The 22,787-nt window shown below is 61.6% G+C and carries 22 protein-coding genes and 1 pseudogene; all 23 read left to right on the top strand.

Going from position 1 to position 22,787, the window contains the following annotated elements:
- Nucleotides 1-269: NADH-quinone oxidoreductase subunit NuoB (nuoB, locus tag JHD73_RS18010; protein WP_199031621.1), on the top strand; the 269-nt coding region annotated here is incomplete at its 5' end.
- Between the two features lies 1 nt (nt 270).
- The gene (locus tag JHD73_RS18005) at nt 271-873 is read left to right on the top strand and encodes an NADH-quinone oxidoreductase subunit C (RefSeq protein ID WP_199031620.1); all 603 of its coding nucleotides are present in this window, start codon (nt 271-273) and stop codon (nt 871-873) included.
- A gap of 13 nt (nt 874-886) precedes the next feature.
- Complete coding sequence (locus JHD73_RS18000; RefSeq protein ID WP_199031619.1) at nt 887-2,140, top strand: NADH-quinone oxidoreductase subunit D; 1,254 nt, start codon at nt 887-889, stop codon at nt 2,138-2,140.
- Nucleotides 2,141-2,248: 108 nt separating this feature from the next.
- The gene (gene nuoE, locus JHD73_RS17995) at nt 2,249-2,749 is read left to right on the top strand and encodes an NADH-quinone oxidoreductase subunit NuoE (protein WP_021194987.1); all 501 of its coding nucleotides are present in this window, start codon (nt 2,249-2,251) and stop codon (nt 2,747-2,749) included.
- Nucleotides 2,750-4,045 carry an NADH-quinone oxidoreductase subunit NuoF gene (nuoF, locus tag JHD73_RS17990; RefSeq protein WP_199031618.1) on the top strand — a complete coding sequence of 432 codons (1,296 nt, stop codon included), beginning with the start codon at nt 2,750-2,752 and terminating at the stop codon, nt 4,043-4,045. It begins immediately after the preceding gene.
- Between the two features lie 12 nt (nt 4,046-4,057).
- Nucleotides 4,058-6,409: an NADH-quinone oxidoreductase subunit NuoG gene (gene nuoG / locus JHD73_RS17985; RefSeq protein WP_199031617.1), complete on the top strand. Its 2,352-nt coding sequence runs from the start codon at nt 4,058-4,060 to the stop codon at nt 6,407-6,409.
- Nucleotides 6,410-6,417: 8 nt separating this feature from the next.
- Entirely contained in the window at nt 6,418-7,482 is a 1,065-nt protein-coding gene (gene nuoH, locus JHD73_RS17980) for an NADH-quinone oxidoreductase subunit NuoH (protein ID WP_021194984.1), read from the top strand.
- 23 nt (nt 7,483-7,505) lie between these two features.
- Nucleotides 7,506-7,994, top strand: a complete 489-nt coding sequence (nuoI, locus tag JHD73_RS17975; RefSeq protein ID WP_199031623.1) for an NADH-quinone oxidoreductase subunit NuoI — start codon at nt 7,506-7,508, stop codon at nt 7,992-7,994.
- Nucleotides 7,995-8,140: 146 nt separating this feature from the next.
- Nucleotides 8,141-8,773, top strand: a complete 633-nt coding sequence (locus tag JHD73_RS17970) for an NADH-quinone oxidoreductase subunit J (RefSeq protein ID WP_199031616.1) — start codon at nt 8,141-8,143, stop codon at nt 8,771-8,773.
- 17 nt (nt 8,774-8,790) lie between these two features.
- Nucleotides 8,791-9,102, top strand: coding sequence for an NADH-quinone oxidoreductase subunit NuoK (gene nuoK, locus JHD73_RS17965; protein WP_021194982.1), 312 nt, complete (start codon nt 8,791-8,793; stop codon nt 9,100-9,102).
- A gap of 27 nt (nt 9,103-9,129) precedes the next feature.
- Nucleotides 9,130-11,187, top strand: a complete 2,058-nt coding sequence (nuoL, locus tag JHD73_RS17960; protein ID WP_199031615.1) for an NADH-quinone oxidoreductase subunit L — start codon at nt 9,130-9,132, stop codon at nt 11,185-11,187.
- Nucleotides 11,188-11,199: 12 nt separating this feature from the next.
- Complete coding sequence (locus JHD73_RS17955) at nt 11,200-12,666, top strand: NADH-quinone oxidoreductase subunit M (RefSeq protein WP_199031614.1); 1,467 nt, start codon at nt 11,200-11,202, stop codon at nt 12,664-12,666.
- 16 nt (nt 12,667-12,682) lie between these two features.
- Nucleotides 12,683-14,158 (top strand): NADH-quinone oxidoreductase subunit NuoN, encoded by a 1,476-nt coding sequence (gene nuoN, locus JHD73_RS17950; RefSeq protein ID WP_199031613.1) that lies wholly within the window; start codon nt 12,683-12,685, stop codon nt 14,156-14,158.
- Between the two features lie 12 nt (nt 14,159-14,170).
- Nucleotides 14,171-14,476, top strand: a complete 306-nt coding sequence (locus JHD73_RS17945) for a DUF2818 family protein (protein WP_039597872.1) — start codon at nt 14,171-14,173, stop codon at nt 14,474-14,476.
- A gap of 45 nt (nt 14,477-14,521) precedes the next feature.
- Nucleotides 14,522-15,142 carry an NUDIX domain-containing protein gene (locus JHD73_RS17940; RefSeq protein ID WP_233177038.1) on the top strand — a complete coding sequence of 207 codons (621 nt, stop codon included), beginning with the start codon at nt 14,522-14,524 and terminating at the stop codon, nt 15,140-15,142.
- Nucleotides 15,143-15,278: 136 nt separating this feature from the next.
- Nucleotides 15,279-15,740, top strand: a complete 462-nt coding sequence (locus JHD73_RS17935) for a DUF1178 family protein (RefSeq protein ID WP_199031612.1) — start codon at nt 15,279-15,281, stop codon at nt 15,738-15,740.
- A gap of 83 nt (nt 15,741-15,823) precedes the next feature.
- Nucleotides 15,824-17,020 (top strand): acyl-CoA dehydrogenase family protein, encoded by a 1,197-nt coding sequence (locus JHD73_RS17930; RefSeq protein ID WP_199031611.1) that lies wholly within the window; start codon nt 15,824-15,826, stop codon nt 17,018-17,020.
- A gap of 24 nt (nt 17,021-17,044) precedes the next feature.
- Nucleotides 17,045-18,175 carry an acyl-CoA dehydrogenase family protein gene (locus tag JHD73_RS17925; RefSeq protein WP_199031610.1) on the top strand — a complete coding sequence of 377 codons (1,131 nt, stop codon included), beginning with the start codon at nt 17,045-17,047 and terminating at the stop codon, nt 18,173-18,175.
- A 59-nt stretch (nt 18,176-18,234) separates the two neighbouring features.
- A complete protein-coding gene (locus tag JHD73_RS17920; RefSeq protein WP_199031609.1) occupies nt 18,235-18,720 on the top strand; it encodes a MaoC family dehydratase in 486 nt (161 codons plus the stop codon).
- Between the two features lie 44 nt (nt 18,721-18,764).
- Nucleotides 18,765-19,244: a MaoC family dehydratase gene (locus JHD73_RS17915; RefSeq protein ID WP_199031608.1), complete on the top strand. Its 480-nt coding sequence runs from the start codon at nt 18,765-18,767 to the stop codon at nt 19,242-19,244.
- A 263-nt stretch (nt 19,245-19,507) separates the two neighbouring features.
- Nucleotides 19,508-20,779, top strand: coding sequence for an urea ABC transporter substrate-binding protein (gene urtA, locus JHD73_RS17910; RefSeq protein ID WP_199031607.1), 1,272 nt, complete (start codon nt 19,508-19,510; stop codon nt 20,777-20,779).
- Nucleotides 20,780-20,885: 106 nt separating this feature from the next.
- Complete coding sequence (gene urtB, locus JHD73_RS17905) at nt 20,886-22,526, top strand: urea ABC transporter permease subunit UrtB (RefSeq protein ID WP_199031606.1); 1,641 nt, start codon at nt 20,886-20,888, stop codon at nt 22,524-22,526.
- Between the two features lie 3 nt (nt 22,527-22,529).
- Nucleotides 22,530-22,787: pseudogene (locus JHD73_RS17900) on the top strand (urea ABC transporter permease subunit UrtC); the annotation flags it as partial.

Below are 22,787 nucleotides of genomic sequence, written 5' to 3'. Positions count from 1 at the left end.
CCGGCACGCTGTGCAACAAGATGGCCCCCGCTCTGCGCAAGGTGTACGACCAGATGGCCGAGCCGCGCTGGGTCATCTCGATGGGCTCGTGCGCCAACGGCGGCGGTTACTACCACTACTCGTACTCTGTCGTGCGCGGTTGCGATCGCATCGTGCCGGTCGACGTGTACGTGCCGGGTTGCCCGCCGACGGCGGAAGCGTTGATCTACGGCATCATCCAGCTGCAAGCCAAGATCCGTCGCACCAATACCATCGCGCGCAAGGGCTGACATGACCGAAAAGCTTGCCACCCTGAAGGCCGCGCTCGAAAAGGCGCTGGGCAATCGCATTCAAAGCCTGACTGAGTCGGTTGGTGAACTCACCCTCGTGGTGAAGGCCGCCGATTATCTCGAGGCCATGCGTACGCTGCGCGATGATGCGTCGCTCAAGTTCGAGCAGTTGATGGACCTGTGTGGCGTCGACTACGCCGACTATGGCGACGGTGCCTGGAATGGTCCGCGCTTTGCGGCTGTGGCGCATCTGCTGTCGATCACGAACAACTGGCGCGTACGCGTGCGCGTGTTTGCGCCGGAAGATGACTTCCCGGTCGTGCCGTCCGTCACCACTGTCTGGAACTCCGCCGACTGGTTTGAGCGTGAAGCGTTCGACTTGTACGGCCTGGTGTTCGAAGGTCACCCGGACCTGCGCCGCATCCTGACCGATTACGGTTTCATCGGCCACCCGTTCCGCAAGGATTTCCCGGTGTCGGGCTACGTCGAAATGCGCTACGACCCGGTGCAACGCCGCGTGGTCTACCAGCCGGTGACCATCGAACCGCGCGAGATTACCCCGCGTGTGATCCGTGAGGATCAATACGGCGGTCTGAAGCACTGAAGGGCGCCCGATCATGGCAGATATCAAGAACTACACCCTGAACTTCGGCCCGCAACACCCGGCCGCGCACGGCGTGCTGCGCCTTGTGCTTGAGCTGGACGGCGAAGTCATTCAACGTGCTGACCCGCACATTGGCCTGCTGCACCGCGCGACCGAAAAGCTCGCCGAGCAGAAGACTTGGATCCAAAGCGTGCCGTACATGGACCGCCTCGACTACGTGTCGATGATGGTCAACGAACACGCCTACGTGATGGCGATCGAGCGCCTGCTGGGCCTCGAAGTGCCGCTGCGCGCGCAGTACATCCGCGTCATGTTCGACGAGATCACGCGGATCATGAACCACCTGATGTGGATCGGTTCGCACGCGCTGGACGTGGGCGCCATGGCGGTGTTCCTGTATGCCTTCCGTGAGCGCGAAGACTTGTTCGACATGTACGAGGCGGTGTCGGGTGCGCGTATGCACGCGGCCTACTATCGTCCGGGTGGCGTCTACCGCGACCTGCCTGACACGATGCCGCAGTACAAGGCATCCAAGGTGCGCAACGAGAAGGCCCTGGCTGCCCTGAACGAAACGCGTTCGGGTTCGCTGCTGGACTTCATCGAAGATTTCACCAATCGCTTCCCGAAATACGTCGACGAATACGAAACGCTGCTGACTGATAACCGGATCTGGAAACAGCGTCTGGTCGGCATCGGTGTGGTGAGCCCGGAGCGTGCGCTCAACAAGGGCTTCTCCGGCGCGATGCTGCGCGGCTCGGGCATCGCCTGGGACGTGCGCAAGAAGCAACCGTATGAAGTGTATGACCGTGTTGATTTCGACATTCCGGTGGGCGTGAATGGCGATTGTTACGACCGTTATCTGGTGCGCGTTGAAGAAATGCGCCAGAGCAATCGCATCATCCGTCAGTGCATCGAGTGGCTGCGCAAGAACCCGGGTCCGGTGATTACCGATAACCACAAGGTAGCGCCACCGTCGCGTGTCGAGATGAAGACGAACATGGAAGAGCTGATTCACCACTTCAAGCTCTTTACCGAAGGCATGCACGTGCCCGAGGGCGAGGCGTATGCCGCCGTCGAGCATCCAAAGGGCGAGTTCGGTATCTATGCGATCTCGGACGGTGCCAACAAGCCGTACCGTCTGAAGATCCGCGCGCCGGGCTTCGTGCACTTGGCGGCACTCGATGAGATGGCCCGCGGCCACATGATCGCGGATGCTGTGACGATCATTGGTACGCAAGACATCGTGTTTGGCGAGATTGATCGCTAAGCCCGCAAGACATAACGGTTTGACGCGCAGGCAAGCGCGGCTGTGAAACGAGGACGCACGCCGGGGTATTTGTAGTCCGCCCCGCGTCCCGCACCAATCGCAACGAACATGCTATCAGCAGAAGCTCTCAAGGAAATCGACCGGGCGGTCGCGAAATATCCCGCCGACCAGAAGCAGTCCGCCGTCATGGCGGCGCTGGCGGTCGCGCAGAGCGAGAAAGGCTGGGTCTCGCCCGAAGTCATGCAGTTCGTGGCCGAGTACCTCGAAATGCCGCCGGTGTGGGTCGAGGAAGTGGCGACGTTCTACAACATGTACGACACCAAGCCGGTGGGCCGCTTCAAGCTGTCGGTGTGCACGAACCTGCCGTGCGCGCTGTCGGGCGGCGAGCGCGCTGCCGACTACCTGAAGAAGAAGCTGGGCATCGGTTTCAACGAGACGACTGCTGACGGCAACTTCACGCTGAAGGAAGGCGAGTGCATGGGCGCGTGCGGTGACGCACCGGTCATGATCGTCAACAACACCAATATGTGCAGCTTCATGAGTAACGAGAAGCTCGACGCGCTGATCGCCGACCTCCAGGCGAAGGCGACCAACGGAGCAGGCAAGTAAATGACCTCCCTGCACGATCGACATATCCAGCCGTTGATTCTTGCTGGCCTGAACGGCGACAACTGGCACCTCGAAGACTACGTCAAGCGCGGCGGCTATCAGCAGCTCAAGCACATCCTGACGGAAAAGATTTCCCCTGAACAAGTCATCGCCGACGTGAAGGCCTCGGGCCTGCGCGGCCGTGGCGGTGCGGGCTTCCCGACCGGCCTGAAGTGGAGCTTCATGCCGCGCCAGTTCCCGGGGCAGAAGTACCTGGTCTGCAACACGGACGAGGGCGAGCCGGGCACGTTCAAGGACCGCGACATCATTCGCTACAACCCGCACGCGCTGATCGAAGGCATGGCCATCGGCGGCTACGCGATGGGCATCACCGTGGGTTACAACTACATCCACGGCGAAATCTGGAACGAGTACAAGATTTTCGAGCAAGCGCTGGAAGAGGCGCGCGCTGCCGGTTTCCTGGGTGACAACATCCTCGGCTCCGGTTTCAACTTCCAGCTGCACGCGCACCATGGCTATGGCGCGTACATCTGCGGCGAAGAAACCGCGCTGCTCGAATCGCTGGAAGGCAAGAAAGGCCAGCCGCGCTTCAAGCCGCCGTTCCCGGCCAGCTTTGGCCTGTACGGCAAGCCGACCACGATCAACAACACCGAGACGTTTGCCGCGGTGCCGTTCCTGCTGGCGATCGGCCCGGACAACTACCTGAAGATGGGCAAGCCGAACAACGGCGGCTCGAAGATCTTCTCGGTGTCCGGCGACGTGGAGCGTCCGGGCAACTATGAAATCCCGCTGGGCACGCCGTTCTCCAAGCTCTTGGAGCTGGCCGGCGGCATGCGCGGTGGCAAGAAGCTCAAGGCAGTCATCCCGGGTGGCTCGTCGGCACCGGTGGTCCCGGCTGACCTGATGATGGCCTCCGACATGGACTACGACTCGATCGCCAAGGCCGGCTCGATGCTGGGCTCGGGTGCCGTGATCGTGATGGACGAGACGCGCTGCATGGTGAAGTCGCTGCTGCGTCTGTCGTACTTCTACTTCGAAGAGTCGTGCGGTCAGTGCACGCCGTGCCGTGAAGGCACCGGCTGGCTGTACCGCGTGGTCGATCGTATCGAGCACGGCAAGGGCCGCCAGGAAGACCTGGAACTGCTCAACAACGTGGCCGAGAACATCATGGGCCGGACCATCTGCGCGCTTGGCGATGCCGCCGCGATGCCGGTCCGCGGCATGCTCAAGCACTACTGGGATGAGTTCGCGTATCACGTCGAACACAAGCAGTGCATGGTGCCCACCTACATTTAAGCGTGGCAGAACATGGTTGAAATCGAAATCGATGGCAAGAAGGTCGAGGTTGCCGAAGGCAGCCTGGTGATGGAGGCGGCTCGCCAAGCGGGCACCTACATTCCTCACTTCTGCTATCACCGCAAACTGTCGGTCGCGGCCAACTGCCGGATGTGCCTGGTCGAGGTCGAGAAGGCGCCCAAGGCACTGCCGGCCTGCGCTACCCCGGTCACCGCGGGCATGAAGGTCTTCACCAACTCCGAGAAGGCGGTGAAGGCGCAGAAGTCCGTGATGGAATTCCTGCTGATCAATCACCCGCTGGATTGCCCGATTTGCGACCAGGGCGGCGAGTGCCAGCTGCAGGATCTGGCCGTCGGTTACGGCAAGTCCGAATCGCGCTACAAGGAAGAGAAGCGCGTGGTGTTCCACAAGAACGTGGGCCCGCTGATCTCCATGGAAGAGATGACGCGCTGCATCCACTGCACGCGCTGCGTCCGCTTCGGCCAGGAAGTGGCCGGCGTGATGGAACTGGGCATGCTCAACCGCGGTGAGCATTCTGAGATCACCACGTTCGTTGGTCAGACCGTTGACTCGGAGCTGTCGGGCAACATGATCGACCTGTGCCCGGTCGGCGCGTTGACCAGCAAGCCCTTCCGCTACTCAGCCCGTACGTGGGAACTGGCACGCCGCAAATCGGTGTCGCCGCACGACGGCCTGGGTGCCAACGTGATCGTCCAGACGAAGAACCAGCGCGTGATGCGCGTGCTGCCGCTGGACAACGAAGCGATCAACGAATGCTGGCTGTCCGACAAGGACCGTTTCGCCTACGAAGGCGTGAACAGTGACGACCGCCTGACTCAGCCGATGCTCAAGCAGGGCGGTCAGTGGAAGGCTGTCGACTGGACCACGGCGCTGGAATACGTCGCCAATGGCCTGAACGAAATCAAACGCGACCACGGCGCCGAGCAGATCGGCGCGCTGGCCAGCCCGCACAGCACGCTGGAAGAACTGTTCCTGCTGCAAAAGCTGGTGCGCGGCATTGGCAGCGACAACGTCGACTTCCGCCTGCGTCAGTCCGATTTCTCCGCCAAGCCGACGGGTGCTCCGTGGCTCGGCATGCCAATCGCCGATGTGTCGCTGCTGCAGCGTACGCTGGTGGTGGGCGCGTTCCTGCGCAAGGATCATCCGCTGCTGGCCGCGCGTCTGCGCCAGGCTGGCAAGAAGGGTGGACAACTGAACGTGATCGGCGCTGGCGGCGAAGACCTGCTGATGCCCGCTACGCGACTGCTGGGCGCACCGTCGCAATGGCTGTCGCTGTTGTCGCAAGTGGCTGTCGCTGTTGCTGCGTCTAAGAACGTTGCGCGTCCGGCCGGTACGGAGGGTGTCGAAGCTGGTGATGTCGCCAAGCGCATCGCCGACAGCTTGGCTTCGGGCGAGCGCAAGGCGGTGTTCCTCGGCAACGCAGCTGTGGCACATCCGCAATTCTCGCAACTGCATGCGCTGGCTCAATGGGTCGCGCAGCAGACCGGTGCCGCGCTGGGCTTCCTGACGGAAGCAGCCAACACGGTCGGCGGTTACATTGCCGGCGCGCTGCCGCAGAGCAATGGCCTGGACGCTGCTGCCATGCTGGCTCAGCCGCGCCGCGCTTACGTGCTGCTGGGCGCCGAGCCGGAATTCGATACGGCCAACCCGACGCAGGCACGCGCCGCGCTGGACCAAGCTGACACCGTGATCGTGCTGGCGCCGTTCGCCTCGCGTGCCGCACTGGAATACGCCGACGTGCTGCTGCCGACCGCGCCGTTCACTGAAACCTCGGGCACCTTCGTCAACTGCGAAGGCCTGCCGCAGAGCTTCAGTGGTGTCGTGCGCAGCCTGGGTGATTCGCGTCCGGCTTGGAAGGTCCTGCGCGTGTTGGGCAACCTGCTGAATCTGTCGGGCTTCGATTACGACACCTCGGAAGTGGTACGCAACGACGTGCTGGCCAAGCCGGTGACCGATCGTCTGTCGAATGCGACGACGGCGCAAACTGCTGCCCCGGCCGCCGCTGCTGCTGGCATCGAGCGCCTGGCCGATGTGCCCATCTATCACGCCGATCCGATCGTGCGTCGCGCCGGTTCGCTGCAACTGACGGCGGCTGCCCGTGCTGCGGTTCGCGCTGGTCTGCCGGCCGATCTGTTCGCGCAACTGGGTCTGGCCAACGGCGACGCTGTTCGCGTGACGCAAGGGCAGGGTAGCGTGGTGCTGCCGGCGGTGCTGGACAAATCGCTGGCTTCCGGCGTGATCCGCGTGCCGGCTGCGACTGAGGCATCGGCTCAACTGGGCGCGATGTTCGGCGCGGTAAGCGTTGAAAAGGTTGAATCGTCCGCGCTGGCGGCTACGGTGTAAGGGTCAACATGATCGAGTCGATTACTTCTTTCGGCACGGCGACCTTCGGTGGCTGGTGGCCGCTGATCTGGACGCTGGTGCGTGCGGTCTGCATCATCCTGCCGCTGCTGCTGTGTGTGGCTTACCTGATCCTCTGGGAGCGCAAGCTGATTGGCTGGATGCACGTGCGTCTGGGTCCGAACCGCGTGGGCCCGATGGGCCTGCTGCAGCCGATCGCCGACGTGCTTAAGCTCCTGCTCAAGGAAGTCATGGTGCCGAGCCAGGTCAGCCGTGGCCTGTACATCATTGCGCCGCTGATGGTGCTGATGCCGGCTGTGGCGATCTGGGCGGTGGTGCCATTCCAGGCCGAAGCTGTGGTGTCGAACATCAATGCTGGTCTGTTGTATGTCATGGCGATCAGCTCCGTGGGTGTGTACGGCGTGATTCTGGCCGGTTGGGCTTCGAACTCCAAGTACGCGTTCCTGGGCGCGATGCGGGCTTCGGCACAGATGATTTCGTACGAAATCGCCATGGGCTTTGCGCTCGTGACCGTGCTGATGGTGACGGGCAGCCTGAACCTGTCGGACATCGTCAACTCACAGAACCGCGGTTTCTTTGCGGACCACGGGGTGAACATCCTGTCGTGGAACTGGCTGTCGCTGCTGCCGATGTTCGGCGTGTACTTCATCTCGGGCGTGGCGGAAACCAACCGTCACCCGTTTGACGTGGTGGAAGGCGAGTCGGAAATCGTGGCCGGCCACATGATCGAGTACTCGGGCATGGCGTTCGCGCTGTTCTTCCTGGCCGAGTACATCAACATGATCGTCATCTCGGCGATGACGGCAACGATGTTCCTGGGTGGCTGGGCCCCGCCGATCGATGCTCCGGTGTTCAACTGGATTCCGGGCTTCTTCTGGCTGCTGATCAAGGTTTTCCTGCTGCTGTCGGTCTTCATCTGGCTGCGCGCATCGTTCCCGCGTTATCGCTATGACCAGATCATGCGCTTGGGCTGGAAGATCTTTATTCCGCTCACCGTAGGTTGGCTGATCATCGTTGCCATCTGGCTGGTGTCGCCGTGGAACATCTGGAAGTAACGGGACAATAGGGGCGCACCATGTTGCTATCCATCAAGGAATTCTTTAACAGCCTGCTCCTGAAGGAACTCTTCAAGGGCATGGCGTTGACCGGGCGCTATCTGTTCGCGCGCAAGATCACTGTGCTCTTCCCGGAAGAGAAGACGCCGCTGTCGCCGCGCTTCCGTGGTCTGCACGCATTGCGCCGCTACCCGAACGGGGAAGAGCGCTGCATCGCATGCAAGCTGTGCGAAGCCGTGTGCCCGGCTATGGCCATCACGATCGAGTCGGATCAGCGCGACGACGGCACCCGCCGCACCACGCGCTACGACATCGACCTGACCAAGTGCATTTTCTGCGGCTTCTGTGAAGAAGCTTGCCCGGTCGATGCCATCGTCGAGACGCACATCCTGGAATACCACGGTGAGAAGCGCGGCGACCTGTACTTCACCAAGGACATGCTGCTGGCCGTGGGCGATCGCTTCGAGCCGGAAATCGCGGCGAGCAAGGCGGCCGACGCAAAGTACCGCTGATTCAAGACACTCGCTGGGCAAGCGGCGAGTGGTGCAGTTGAAATTCCGGAAGTACAACGGCTCCTCGTGAGCCAACCAGCTACGGCGGCATCATGCCGCCGCGGCTTTGGACAAGCGCGTGCCGCAAAACGGCCCGCGCCAGGATCATGGAAATCACGACGATCATCTTCTACTGTTTCGCGCTGGTGCTGGTGCTCTCAGCGCTGAAGGTCATCACCGCGAAGAACCCGGTACACGCGGCGCTGTTCCTCGTGCTGTCGTTCTTCACCGCGGCGGCGATCTGGATGCTGCTCAAGGCGGAATTCCTCGCCATTACGCTGGTGCTGGTCTACGTGGGGGCAGTGATGGTGCTGTTCCTGTTCGTGGTGATGATGATTGACATCGACATCGAACACCTGCGACGAGACTTCTGGACGTATGTGCCTCTGGCGGCGTTCGTAGGCGTGGTCATCATCCTGGAAATGGCTGTGGTGCTGACCAAGACTTTCATGGGGCGCGTACAGCCAGTGCAGGAATTGCCCAAGGGCTTCCAAGGCCCAAATACGCAGGCGCTCGGCAAGCTGATCTACACCGATTACATCTACGCCTTCGAAGTGGCGGGCATCGTGCTGCTGCTGGCTATCGTCGCCGCCGTGGCGCTGACGGCCCGCCGTCGTAAGGACACCAAGAGCCAGAAGGTGGCCGATCAGATCCGCGTGCAGCGCAAGGACCGCGTGCGCCTGGTCTCGATGCCGGCCGAGAAGGCGGCAGGCGCAGCTTCGGCTGATTCCAAGAGCTGAGCCCCGGGAGTATCCATATGTCTTCGCTATCCCTTGCCCATTACCTCGTGCTCGGCGCGGTGCTGTTTGCCATCAGCATCGTCGGCATCTTCCTGAACCGCAAGAACGTCATCGTGCTGCTGATGGCGATCGAACTGATGCTGCTTGCGGTCAACATGAACTTCGTTGCGTTCTCCCACTACCTGGGTGACCTGGCGGGGCAGGTGTTCGTGTTTTTCATCCTGACGGTGGCCGCGGCGGAATCCGCGATTGGTCTCGCCATCCTGGTGGTGCTGTTCCGTAACCTGGACACCATCAACGTTGACGATCTGGACAGCCTCAAGGGCTGATCGGCGTATCCACTTATAAGAAGCTCCATGGCTACTACGCTCAATCCCAACCTGCTGCTGGCGATCCCGCTTGCGCCGCTCGCCGGCTCAGCGATCGCCGGGCTGTTCGGCACCAAGTTCTTCGGCGAGAAGATCGGCCGCAAGACGTCCCACAGCGTCACCATCCTCGGTGTGGCGATCGCCTTCATCCTGTCGGTGTCGGTGCTGCTCGATGTCATTAACGGCGCCGGCTATAACGCCACCGTCTACGAATGGATGACGGTCGGCTCGCTGAAAATGGAAGTCGGCTTCCTCATCGATTCGCTCACGGCGATGATGATGTGCGTGGTGACCTTCGTCTCTCTGATGGTGCACATCTATACCATTGGCTACATGGCAGAAGACGACGGCTACAACCGTTTCTTCGCCTACATCTCGCTGTTCACCTTCTCGATGTTGATGCTCGTGATGAGCAACAACTTCCTGCAGCTGTTCTTCGGCTGGGAAGCGGTGGGCCTGGTGTCGTATCTGCTGATCGGCTTCTGGTTCAAGCGCCCGACGGCGATCTACGCCAACATGAAGGCATTCCTGGTCAACCGTGTGGGTGACTTCGGCTTCGTACTTGGCATTGGCCTGCTGCTGGCGTACAGCGGCAGCCTGAGCTACGCAGACGTGTTCGCCGCTCGTGACAATCTGGCGACCATCGGCTTCCCTGGCACCGACTGGCACATGCTGACGGTCGCCTGCATCTGCCTGTTCATCGGCGCGATGGGTAAGTCGGCACAGTTCCCTCTGCACGTGTGGCTGCCGGACTCGATGGAAGGTCCGACCCCGATTTCCGCGCTGATCCACGCGGCCACCATGGTGACCGCCGGCATCTTCATGGTTGCGCGCATGTCGCCGCTGTTCGAGTTGTCGGACACCGCGCTGTCGTTCGTGCTGATCATCGGCGCCATTACCGCGCTGTTCATGGGTTTCCTGGGCATCATTCAGACCGACATCAAGCGCGTCGTGGCGTATTCGACGCTGTCGCAGCTTGGCTATATGACCGTTGCGCTGGGCGCATCGGCATACCAAGTCGCCGTGTTCCACCTGATGACGCACGCGTTCTTCAAGGCGCTGCTGTTCCTGGGTGCGGGCTCGGTCATCATCGGCATGCACCACGATCAGGACATGCGCAACATGGGCGGCCTGCGCAAGTACATGCCGATCACGTGGTTGACGTCACTGGTGGGTTCGCTGGCACTGATCGGTACGCCGTTCTTCTCGGGGTTCTACTCGAAGGATTCGATCATCGAAGCGGTGGCGGAGTCGCACCTACCGGGCGCTCAGTTTGCCTACTGGGCCGTGCTGGGTGGCGTGTTCGTGACGGCGTTCTACTCGTTCCGCATGTACTTCCTGGTGTTCCACGGGGAAGAGCGTTTCGGCAAGGCTGATCAGCACCACGACGAACATCACGAAGAGGAAGATGGCGGCCACGAGCATCACGGTCTGGCGCCGGGCGAAAAGCCGCACGAGTCGCCGTGGGTGGTGACGGTGCCGCTGGTGCTGCTGGCGATTCCGTCGGTGGTGATCGGTGCCTGGGCGATCCAGCCGATGCTGTTCGGCGAGTTCTTCAAGCACGGCGTGGCGTTCGCACAGGTGATCTTCAATGGCGAGAACCACGAAGCCATGAAGGTGCTGGGCGAAGACTTCCACGGCTGGGTTGAGATGGCGGTGCACGGCTTCACGTCGGTTCCGTTCATCCTGCTGGTGTCGGGTGTGGTGCTGTCGTGGTTCTTCTACCTGAAGCGCCCGGACATTCCGGCTGCGATCGCCAAGCGTTTTTCCGGCCTCTACAAGCTGCTGGACAACAAGTACTACATGGACAAGATCAACGAGATCGTCTTCGCCAACGGTGCGGTCAAGGTTGGCCGCGGCCTGTGGAAGGGCGGCGATCAGGGTGTGATCGACGGCGTGGTCGTGAACGGCAGCGCGCGTCTGGTGGGTTGGTTCGCGAGCGTCGTGCGCCTGCTCCAGTCCGGCTACATCTATGACTACGCGTTCGCGATGATTGTCGGCACGGTTGGCCTGCTGACGTACTTCGTGTTCCTGGCGGGCAAATAAGGGATAACAAAAATGGTTCTGTCTTTTGCGATCTGGCTGCCGATCTTCTTCGGCGTGCTGGTGCTGGCCTCGGGCTCAGACCGCAATCCCGGTTATGTCCGCTGGATGTCGCTGATCGGCTCGCTAATCAGCTTTGTGATCACGCTGCCGCTCATCACGCGTTTCGATAAGACCACGGCGGCGATGCAGTTCGTCGAGAAGTCGAGCTGGATCGAGCGCTTCCACATCAACTACTACCTGGGTGTCGACGGCATCTCGATGTGGTTCGTGGTGCTGACTGCGTTCATCACGGTGATCGTGGTGATCGCGGCCTGGGAAGTGATCACCGAGCGTGTGGCGCAGTACATGGCCGCGTTCCTGATCCTGTCGGGTCTGATGATCGGTGTGTTCGCCTCGCTCGACGGCATGCTGTTCTACGTTTTCTTCGAAGCCACGCTGATCCCGATGTACATCATCATCGGTGTGTGGGGTGGTCCGAATCGCGTGTACGCGGCGTTCAAGTTCTTCCTGTACACGCTGCTGGGTTCGCTGCTGACGCTGGTTGCGCTGCTGTATCTGTACTTCCACAGTGGTACGTTCGAGATCCTGCAGTGGCATCAGGTCAAGCTGTCGATGAACGAGCAGATCCTGATCTTCATCGCGTTCTTCATGGCCTTCGCCGTGAAGGTGCCGATGTGGCCGGTGCATACCTGGCTGCCTGACGCCCACGTGGAAGCGCCGACCGGCGGTTCCGTGGTGCTGGCCGCCATCATGCTGAAGCTGGGTGCCTACGGTTTCCTGCGGTTCTCGCTGCCGATCGCGCCGGATGCAAGCCATCAATTGTCCGCGTTCATCATCGCGATCTCGCTGATCGCCGTGATCTACATCGGTCTGGTTGCACTGGTGCAGGCTGACATGAAGAAGCTGGTCGCGTATTCGTCGATCGCGCACATGGGCTTCGTCACGCTGGGCTTCTTCATCTTCAACGAGATCGGTATCGAGGGCGGTATCGTCCAGATGATTTCGCACGGCTTCATCTCCGGTGCGATGTTCCTGTGCATCGGTGTGCTGTATGACCGCGTGCACTCGCGCCAGATCGCCGATTACGGCGGTGTGGTGAACACGATGCCGAAGTTTGCCGCGCTGTCGGTGTTCTTCGCGATGGCCAACTGCGGCCTGCCGGCGACCTCCGGTTTCGTTGGCGAATTCATGGTCATCCTGGGTTCGGTCAAGTACAACTTCTGGATCGGCCTGCTGGCGGCTACCGCCCTGATCTTCGGCGCTGCTTATTCGCTGTGGATGGTCAAACGCGTGATCTTTGGCGACGTGACGCACAAGCACGTCGCCGAGCTGAAAGACCTGAACTGCCGTGAATTCTTCATGCTCGGCGTGCTGGCGATCGCAACGCTTTACATGGGCCTGTATCCGAAGCCCTTTACCGATGTCATGCATGCGTCCGTGGTGAATCTCCTCACCCACGTGGCTCAGAGCAAGCTGTAAGCGGGGAGAAGAAACCATGCAATTGTCCTCATCCATGGCGGCTATCGCCCCGATCATCTTCCTCGCGCTCGGCATCGGTGCCGTCAACTGGATTGACCTGGCGCGCGGTCAGAACCGCAGCAGCGTTGCCTATCCGGTGTCGCTGACGATCACGCTGGTGCTGAGCGTCTGGTTTGCCATCAATGCGGCGGCCGGTGAAACGCACTACGTGTTCAGCAACCTGGCCGTGATTGATCCGATGGCCAACGTGCTGTGCTCCGTGGCCGCACTGGCGGTGTTCGTGACGCTGATCTACACGCGCAAGTACCTGGCTGATCGCGACATGTACAACGGCGAGTTCTACATGTTCGCGCTGTTCACGCTTGGCGGTCAGGTGGTGATGATCACCGGCAATAACTTCCTGACGCTTTATCTGGGTCTGGAACTGCTGTCGCTGGCTTCGTACACGCTGGTGGCATTGCGCCGTGGCGCGAACGTCTCGTCGGAATCGGCGATGAAGTACTTCATCCTCGGTGCACTGGCATCGGGTCTACTGCTGTACGGTATGTCGATGATGTACGGCGCGACCGGCTCGCTGGACCTGGGAGAGGTGTTCCGCCAGATCAACACGGGCAACATCAACAAGACAATCCTGGTGTTCGGCGTGGTGTTCCTGGTGGCTGGCCTGGCATTCAAGCTAGGTGTGGCGCCGTTCCACATGTGGGTGCCTGACGTGTATCAAGGCTCGCCGACGGCCGTGACGCTGCTGATCGCGGGTGCACCGAAGCTGGCTGCGTTTGCCATGACGCTGCGCATCCTGGTTGAAGGCTTGCTGCCGCTGGCGTTTGACTGGCAGAACATGCTGATCGTGCTGGCCGTGCTCTCGCTGGCCATCGGTAATATCACTGGTGTGGTGCAGACGAATTTCAAGCGCCTGTTGGGGTATTCGACGGTTTCGCACATGGGCTTTCTGCTGCTGGGTCTGCTGTCGGGCGTGAGTGCCGGCAAGCCGGATCTGACGGCTCAGGCTTACAGCGCCTCGATGTTCTACGCCGTGACTTACGTGCTGACCACGCTGGGTGCCTTCGGCATCATTCTGCTGTTGTCGCGCAAGGGCTACGAGGCGGAAGACATTGCTGACCTGAAGGGCTTGTCGAAGAAGAGCCCCTGGTTTGCGCTGCTGACGCTGTTCATGATGATGTCACTGGCAGGTCTGCCGCCGACGGTCGGCTTCTACGCCAAGCTGTCGGTGCTGGGTGCGGTGGTGGATGCTGGCATGCCGTGGCTGGCTATCGTGGCCGTGCTGTTCTCGCTGGTGGGTGCGTTCTACTACCTGCGTGTCATCAAGGTCATGTACTTTGATGCCCCGGCTGACGAAGGTCCGGTGGAAGCCACCTTCGGCCTGCGTTCGGTACTGTCGGTCAACGGTCTGCTGGTGCTGCTGCTGGGTATCTTCCCGGCCGGCCTGATGGCGCTGTGCTACCAGGCAATTCGCCTGACGCTGGCTTCTTAATCAGGCGCGATCGTGAACGCATCGACGGGCGGCTTGTTTGTCATCGTGTTGGCACTGATCTGTGCCAACCTGCCGTTCGTCAATCAACGCGTGTTGGCCCTGGTGCCGGCACGCTGGCCGCGCAAGCCGTTCTGGCTGCGCGGTACCGAGCTGATCGCCATGTATGTTGTGGTGGGGTTGATCGGCTTCGGCATTGAATCGAGCCAGGGTAATGCCTTCCCGCAAGGCTGGCAGTTCTACGCAATCACTGCTTGCCTGATGTTGGTGTTCGCGTTTCCCGGCTTTACGTGGCAATACCTGGTTCGCCACTCCCGTTGATCACCCGCCGGGCAGGCACCCGCTGTCTCGGCATGAGAGAGCGCCATGTCCGATAGCAATCCCGCATCCACGTTCCCCGCATCCGCAGACATGACGTCTGACCCGGATGCCGGCCTGCGCGAGACACAGGTCGCGTCGGCCTTGATGCATCAGGGTAAGTTCCTCACGCTCAAGCAGGATATCGTCCGCTTGCCGGACGGCCGCAACGCCAGCCGCGAGTACCTGATTCACCCGGGCGCGGTCATGATGATCCCGCTGTTTGACGACGGCACTGTGCTGATGGAGCGGCAGTTCCGCTACCCGGTCGGCAAGGTGATGATCGAATTCCCCGCTGGCAAGCTCGACCCGCAAGAGGGTGCGCTGGCGTGCGGCAAGCGCGAGCTGATTGAGGAAACCGGCTACACGGCTGAACGCTGGGACTACCTCACTCGCATCCACCCGGTCATCTCATACTCTACCGAGTTCATTGACATCTATCTCGCGCGTGATCTCGAACAGGGCGAGGCGATGCTCGACGAAGGTGAGTTTCTTGAGACCTTTATCACGCCGGCGGGCCAGTTGATCGACTGGGTACGTGACGGCAAGATTTCCGACGTGAAGACCATCATCGGCACGTTCTGGCTCGAGAAGATTCTGTCGGGTGCGTGGACGCCAGGTGCTGTCTGAGCCTCTTGTGTAGTCGTCTGACCAAGCCGTCTTCCTGCTGTCGTTACTATAGCGAACGGTCGTGCGAAAAAATTAGCACGACCGTTCACAAATTTTCGAATCGGGGATACACTCATCCCCATGCGCTGGACCGATCATGAAAGTGCTGGATCTCCGTTGTGCCAATGACCACCGCTTCGAAGGCTGGTTCGGTTCCGATGCCGACCTGCAATCGCAGCAGGAACGCGGGCTGCTGACGTGCCCGGTTTGCGGTCACAACGAGGTTGAGCGCCTACCGAGTGCGCCGCGCCTGAATCTGTCGTCGTCACGTGCGGAGGCCGCCCAGAAGGGGGGCGCCACCAAGACAGGCGAAGGCGAGGGTGGTGTGCCCGCAGCCCTGCAACAGCTCTACCTGAAAGCCGTGCGCCATGTCCTGGCCAACACCGAGGACGTCGGCGATCGGTTTGCAGAAGAGGCGCGTCGCATGCATTACGACGAGGCGCCGGAGCGGGGCATTCGCGGGACGACGTCTCGGGAGGAAGCGCAGGAGCTGGCAGAGGAAGGCATCGAGTTGATGCCGCTGCTGGTGCCGGATGCGCTCAAGCAGCCCGTGCACTAGTCGCCCGATTCAGGTCCGCGCCGGTCCGATAGAACGTGCTCCGCCGATTTGCCACGGCGGAGCGCCAACCACAGGAGACAGGCATGGATCTGAACTACTCGGCGGCCGATGATGCGTTCCGCCAGGAAGTCCGCGGCTGGCTGCAAGCCAATCTGCCGAAGGACATTCAAGACAAGGTGTTGAATCACCGCCGCCTGAACCGCGAAGATTTCGTTCGCTGGCACAAGGCACTGGCGGGCAAGGGCTGGTCGGTACCGCACTGGCCGGTCGAGTGGGGCGGTACCGGCTGGTCCCCCATCCAAAAGCATATCTGGGACGAAGAGTGCGCGGAGATCGGCGCGCCCGGCGTGCTGCCGTTCGGCGTCAGCATGGTTGCGCCCGTGATCATGAAGTACGGCAACGAAGCGCAGAAGCGCTACTTCCTGCCGCGCATCGTCGATTGCACCGACTGGTGGTGCCAGGGCTACTCCGAACCCGGCTCGGGCTCGGACCTGGCCTCGGTCAAGACGCGCGCCGTGCGCGAGGGCGATCACTACATCGTCAACGGCCAGAAGACCTGGACCACGCTCGGCCAGCACGCCGACATGATCTTCTGCCTCGTCCGCACCGACCCGGACGCCAAGAAGCAAGAGGGCATTTCGTTCCTGCTGATCGACATGAAGACGCCGGGCATCACCGTGCGCCCGATCATCATGCTGGACGAAGAGCATGAAGTGAACGAGGTGTTCTTCGACAACGTGAAGGTGCCGGTTGAGAACCTCATCGGCGAAGAGAACCGCGGCTGGACCTACGCCAAGTACCTGCTCGGCCACGAGCGCACCGGCATTGCACGCGTCGGACACTCTAAGCGCGAGCTGGCGTTCCTCAAGCGCGTTGCGCAGCAGCATCAGAAGAATGGCAAGCCGCTCCTGCAGGACCCGGTATTCGCTGCCAAGGTGGCATCGCTGGAGATCGAGCTGATGGCGCTGGAGATCACTGTGCTGCGCGTGGTGTCGAGCGAGAACGCCGGCAAGGGCCCTGGCCCCGAGGCTTCGCTGCTCAAGATCAAGGGCACGCAGATCCAGCAGATGCTGACCGAGCTGATGGTCGAGGCTGTGGGGCCGTATGCGCAGCCGTTCGACCCGAGCTATCTGGAGGGCGAGATCACGCAAGCCGTGACCGGCGACAACGATGCGGCACCGCTCGCGCCGTACTACTTCAACTATCGCAAGACCTCCATCTACGGCGGGTCGAACGAGATCCAGCGCAACATCATCTCGCAGATGATCCTCGGCGTCTGATCAGAACGGATAACGGAGACAACTATGGATTTCTCGTTCACCGACGAACAGAAGCAACTGGCCGATGCCGTGCGCCGCTTTGTCGACAAGGACTACGGCTTTGAAGCGCGCAACAAGATCGTGTACTCGCCCGAGGGCGTGTCGCAGCGTGCGTGGGACAGCATCGCCGAGTTGGGTCTGACTGCGCTGCCGGTGCCGGAAGCGCAAGGTGGCTTCGACGGCCGTGCAATGGACCTGCTGGTGGTGATGCAACAACTGGGCCGCGGCCTGGTCGTGGAGCCGTATCAGGCCACCGTGCTGGGCGCGCAGGCGCTCAAGCTCGCGGGTGGTCAAGATGCGCTGCTGGAGCAGGTGGCTGGTGGTGCCGTCAAGCTGGCCATCGCTTTTGGTGAGCGTCAATCGCGCTACGAACTCTTCAACGTTGCCACGCGCGCTGCGCAGCAGGGCAGCGGCTGGACGCTCTCCGGCGAGAAGGCAGTGGTCGTGCACGGCGCACAGGCCGACAAGCTGATCGTTTCCGCACGCACGGGCGGCGAGGCACGCGATACCGCTGGCCTGTCGCTGTTCGTGGTTGACCGCGACGCCGCAGGCGTGACGGTCAAGGACTATCGCACGATCGACAACCTGCGCGCTGCAGACATCCGCTTCGACAACGCGCCGGCAACGCTGCTGGGCAAGGCCGGCGACGCATGGGAAACCATCGACGCGGTAGCCGACCTGGGTTGCGTGCTGCTGTGTGCTGAAGCGGTCGGGCTGATCGACGCGCTGAACGCCGCCACGCTGGAATACACCAAGACGCGTCAGCAGTTTGGCGTGCCCATTGCGCGCTTCCAGGCGTTGCAGCATCGCATGGTCGACATGTTCATCCACGGCGAGCAGGCGCGTTCGGTTACCTATCTTGCCGCCGCGCACTTTGAAGATGGCGATGTGGAAGCACGCCGCCGCTATGTATCGGCAGCCAAGGCGCGCGTTGGCCAGGCTGCGCGTGATGTGGGCCAGGAAGCAGTGCAACTGCATGGCGGCATGGGCGTGACGAACGAACTGCCGGCTGCGCACATGTTCAAGCGGCTGACGATGATCAACACCACGCTTGGCGACGTGGATCATCACCTGGCACGCTTCGCGTCGCTGCCGGGTTTCCAACACGCAGCGTAATGGCATCCTTCAGCGCCCCGCGTTCTCGCGGGGCGTTGTCATTTTGAGGAGAGATCGAGATGAGTGAAAACAGTCGGGCAGAGACAACGCTACCGTACGCGTTTTACTTCGATGACTTTGAAGTGGGTCGTACGCTGGAAATGGGCACATACACCGTCACCGAAGAGGAGATCCTGACCTTCGCCCGACAATATGACCCGCAGCCGTTCCACATCGATGCAGAAGCGGCCAAGCACAGCATCTACGGCGGCATCATCTCAAGCGGCTGGATGACCTGCGCGATCATGATGCGACTGATGGTGACGGGCTTTCTTGGCAAGGCGGCCAGCATGGGCTCGCCAGGCGTGGACGAAATCCGCTGGATGAAACCGGTGTACCCAGGTGACACGCTGTCGGTATCGAGCACGTGCATGGAGATCAAACCGTCGCAGTCGAAGCCGGATCGTGGTGTGGCGGTCAATCGCTGGGAAGCACGCAACCAGCGTGGTGAGCTGGTCTGCACGGTCACGGGCATGGGCCTGTTTGGCCGCCGCCCGAAAGCCTGAGCGAATCGAATATCACATCGAACAACAACAAGGAGACAACCCAGATGCGCATCATCGAGTCGCTCGACGAGTTGAAAGGATTGATTGGCCAGGAGGTTGCGGTCAGCGATTGGACCGAGATCACACAGCAGCAGGTCAACCTGTTTGCCGAGGCGACGGGCGATCACCAGTGGATTCACGTGGATGTGGAGCGCGCCAAACGGGAGTCGCCGTTTGGGGCGCCGGTGGCGCATGGCTTTCTGACGCTCTCGCTGCTGCCGATGCTGATGGCGAACGCGATCGAGATGCCGGACGTGAAGATGGGCGTGAACTACGGTCTGAACAAGGTTCGCTTCACCGCGCCGGTGCCTGTGGGTAGCCGTGTGCGCGCACGCGTGAGCCTGGTGGAGATGGAAGCGCTGCCGCCGCTGCCCAATGCACCCACACTCACGGGCGCGCAGATGACCTGGGCCGTGACCATCGAGCGGGAAGGGCAGGAGCGTCCGGTGTGCGTGGCGGAGTCGATCTCGCGACGCTATTCCTGAAAGACTTTCCCATCTGTCTGAAAGGGCCGGCGCAATGCCGGCCTTTTTTTCTTGTTGCGCTCTCCTTGCGTTTGGCTGGTTTTGTGCTTGTCCGCGCGTGCCCCATGCATGCGCATCACCCGAGCTAAATGCGCGCAACTGGCGCGGCTTTGGCACCGTTTTGGCGCGGATTTCCCATCCGGTGAGCGGAAAGTGATGGCACGGTAGTTGCACTTTAGGCATCCGGGAGTCGTTCTCGCCACCAATAGACCCAAGGAGCCGCAATGAAACGTCGTGAGCTGTTGAAGCTGTCGGCAGTCGCCGCAGCAACGGTGTTGTCCCTCTCGTCCATGCCGAACCTCGCGTTTGCTCAGGCAAAAGAGCCGATCAAGGTCGGCATCCTGCATTCGCTCTCGGGCACCATGGCCATCTCCGAAACGTCGCTCAAAGACGTGGCGCTGATGACCATCGACGAGATCAACAAGAGCGGCGGTGTGCTCGGCCGCCAGCTGCAGCCGGTGGTGGTGGACCCGGCTTCGAACTGGCCGCTGTTTGCCGAGAAGGCCCGCGGGCTGCTGACGCAGGACAAGGTCGCCGTCACGTTCGGCTGCTGGACGTCGGTGTCGCGCAAGTCGGTGCTGCCGGTGTATGAGGAGCTCAACGGCCTGCTGTTCTACCCAGTGCAGTACGAAGGCGAGGAGATGTCGAGAAACGTCTTCTATACGGGGGCTGCACCCAACCAGCAGGCCATTCCGGCCGTGGAATACCTGATGAGCAAGGAGGGCGGTGGCGCCAAGCGCTTCTTCCTGCTGGGCACCGATTACGTGTACCCGCGCACGACCAACAAGATCCTGCGCGCCTTCCTGCACAGCAAGGGCGTGAAGGACAGCGACATCGAAGAGGTCTACACGCCGTTCGGCCACGCCGATTACCAGACCATCGTTGCCAACATCAAGAAGTTCTCCCAGGGTGGCAAGACGGCCGTGATCTCCACGATCAACGGTGATTCGAATGTCCCGTTCTACAAGGAACTCGGCAACGCCGGCCTGAAGGCGAAGGACGTGCCGGTGGTCGCGTTCTCGGTGGGTGAAGAAGAGCTGCGCGGCATCGACACCAAGCCGCTGGCTGGCCAGCTTGCAGCGTGGAACTACTTCATGTCGGTCAAGAACCCGGTCAACGACGACTTCAAGAAGAAGTGGGCCGCGTGGGTGAAGGCCAATAACCTGCCGGGCGGCGACAAGCGCGTCACCAATGACCCGATGGAAGCCACCTACGTCGGCATCATGATGTGGAAGCAGGCCGTCGAGAAGGCCGGCACCACCGACGTGGACAAGGTGCGCCAGGCAATGTACGGCCAGCAGTTCAAGGCGCCGTCGGGCTTCACGCTGGTGATGAACAACAATCATCACCTGAGCAAGCCCGTGATGATCGGCGAAGTACGTGGTGACGGCCAGTTCAACGTGGTGTGGAAGACGCCGACAGTGATCCGCGCCAAGCCGTGGAGCCCGTACATTCCGGGCAACGAGGGCAAGCCTGACATGGTTGCAAGCAAGTGATGTAGTCGGGCGGGCAGGTCACGTGACGCACGTGGCTTGTCCTTTGAACGATGCTGTACGACGTGGCGGAGCGGCCTCAACCCCGGCCGCCACGCATCGGATTGCCATGATGCGCTTGTCCCGCTGGTTGTCTCATTCCTTTGCTGCGCTGCTGTGTGCGCTTTGTCTGGCTGCAACGCCCGCTGTATCGGCATGGGCTGCCGGACAACCTCCCGTCTCGCTCAGCCAGGCTGATCTCAAGCCGTTGGCCGAAGATGACTTCGATGCCAAGGTGAAGGCGCTCAACGCGCTGACTGCCGCGCCTGCTGAACAGGCCGGCCCCATCCTGCAGGCTTTGCAGAACGACGCGCTGTTCTTCGCGCCCGCTGTTGGCATGGTGCGCCAGGATGGTGAACGCTATTTCGATGCAGTCTCTGGCCAGCCGGTGACGGTCAAGGCAGACGATCTGCAATCCCTCACGCTGAACAACGCGCTGCGCTCGCAAGTCGATAGCGCCGCGAGCGGTTTCGTCTTGCAGTCACCCGACCGCGCCGTGCGTGCGCAAGCCGTCGATACGCTGCTCGCGCATCCGGAGACGGCCTCGCGCCCGATCGTCGATGCCGCACGCAAGCACGAGACCGATCCTGAACTGCGCACCAAGCTGCATCTGCTGTGGGCCAATCTCGCACTCGACGACGGTACGCATGCCGAGAAGCTCGAAGCGCTCAAGCTGCTGGGCTCGGACACCAACCCGCAGACGCGCCAGCACATTGCGCCACTGCTCGCCAAAAACAGTGGGGCGGATGACGAACTGCGCGCGGCGGCACAGCAGGCACTCGATAGCCTGTCGGCACAGGAGCGCAAGGCCGAGCTGATCGGCAACCTGTTCGCTGGCCTGAGCCTGGGCTCGGTGCTGCTGCTCGCTGCACTGGGGCTGGCCATCACCTATGGCCTGATCGGCGTCATCAACATGGCGCACGGCGAGTTCCTGATGATCGGTGCGTATGCCACTTACGTGGTGCAGACGATCTTCCGTCACTACTTCCCGAACGCATTCGATTGGTATCTGCCGGCAGCACTGCCCGCGGCATTTCTGGCGGCGGCCGCGGTCGGCTTTGCGTTGGAGCGGCTTGTGCTGCGTCATCTGTACGGTCGTCCGCTGGAAACGCTGCTTGCCACCTTCGGGATCAGTCTGCTGCTGATGCAGGCCGTGCGCTCGATCTTCGGCGCGCAGAACGTGGAGGTGGCCAACCCGAGCTGGATGAGCGGTGGCATTGCGCTGTATCCGGGCCTGATCCTGCCGTACAACCGGCTCGTGATTTTGCTGTTTGCACTGGCAGTGGTGGCGATTGCATGGGCAGTGCTCAACCGCACGCGCCTGGGCTTGTTCGTGCGCGCCACCACGCAGAACCGCACGATGGCTGCGTGTGTAGGTGTGCGCACGTGGAAGGTCGACAGCTACGCCTTTGCTTTCGGAGCGGGCATTGCCGGGCTGGGTGGCTGCGCGCTCTCCCAGATCGGCAACGTTGGGCCGGATCTCGGCCAGAGCTACATCATCGATTCGTTCATGGCCGTGGTGCTGGGCGGGGTGGGGCAGTTGGCCGGCACCATCATTGGTGCGTTTGGGCTGGGGCTCATCAACAAGTTCATTGAGCCGTTCTACGGCGCGGTGCTGGCGAAGATCATCGTGCTGGTGCTGATCGTGCTGTTCATCCAGAAGCGTCCGCAGGGGCTGTTTGCCCTCAAGGGCCGCAGCGCGGAGGCCTGATCCATGACGACCAAGTTCTCTCTCGATATTCCGGCGCGCATGCCGTTGCTGTCGCGGCGCGGGTGGTCTGCGCTGGTGCTGGTGTCGCTCATCGTCTGCATCGGGGCGCCGGTGTGTGCGCTACTGGTGCCGGAGGGTAGCCCGCTGCATCTGTCGGCGTATGCGCTCACGTTGATCGGCAAGATCATGTGCTACGCACTGGCGGCACTGGCGCTCGATCTGGTGTGGGGCTACTGCGGCATCCTGAGCCTCGGCCATGGC

Origin of the sequence: Ralstonia sp. ASV6 (assembly GCF_016429285.1) — a bacterium.
GTDB classification, from domain to species: Bacteria; Pseudomonadota; Gammaproteobacteria; order Burkholderiales; family Burkholderiaceae; genus Ralstonia; species Ralstonia flaminis.
The sequence above is the reverse complement of the archived record's forward strand: the minus strand, read 5'-3'. Positions and strand labels throughout refer to the sequence as shown.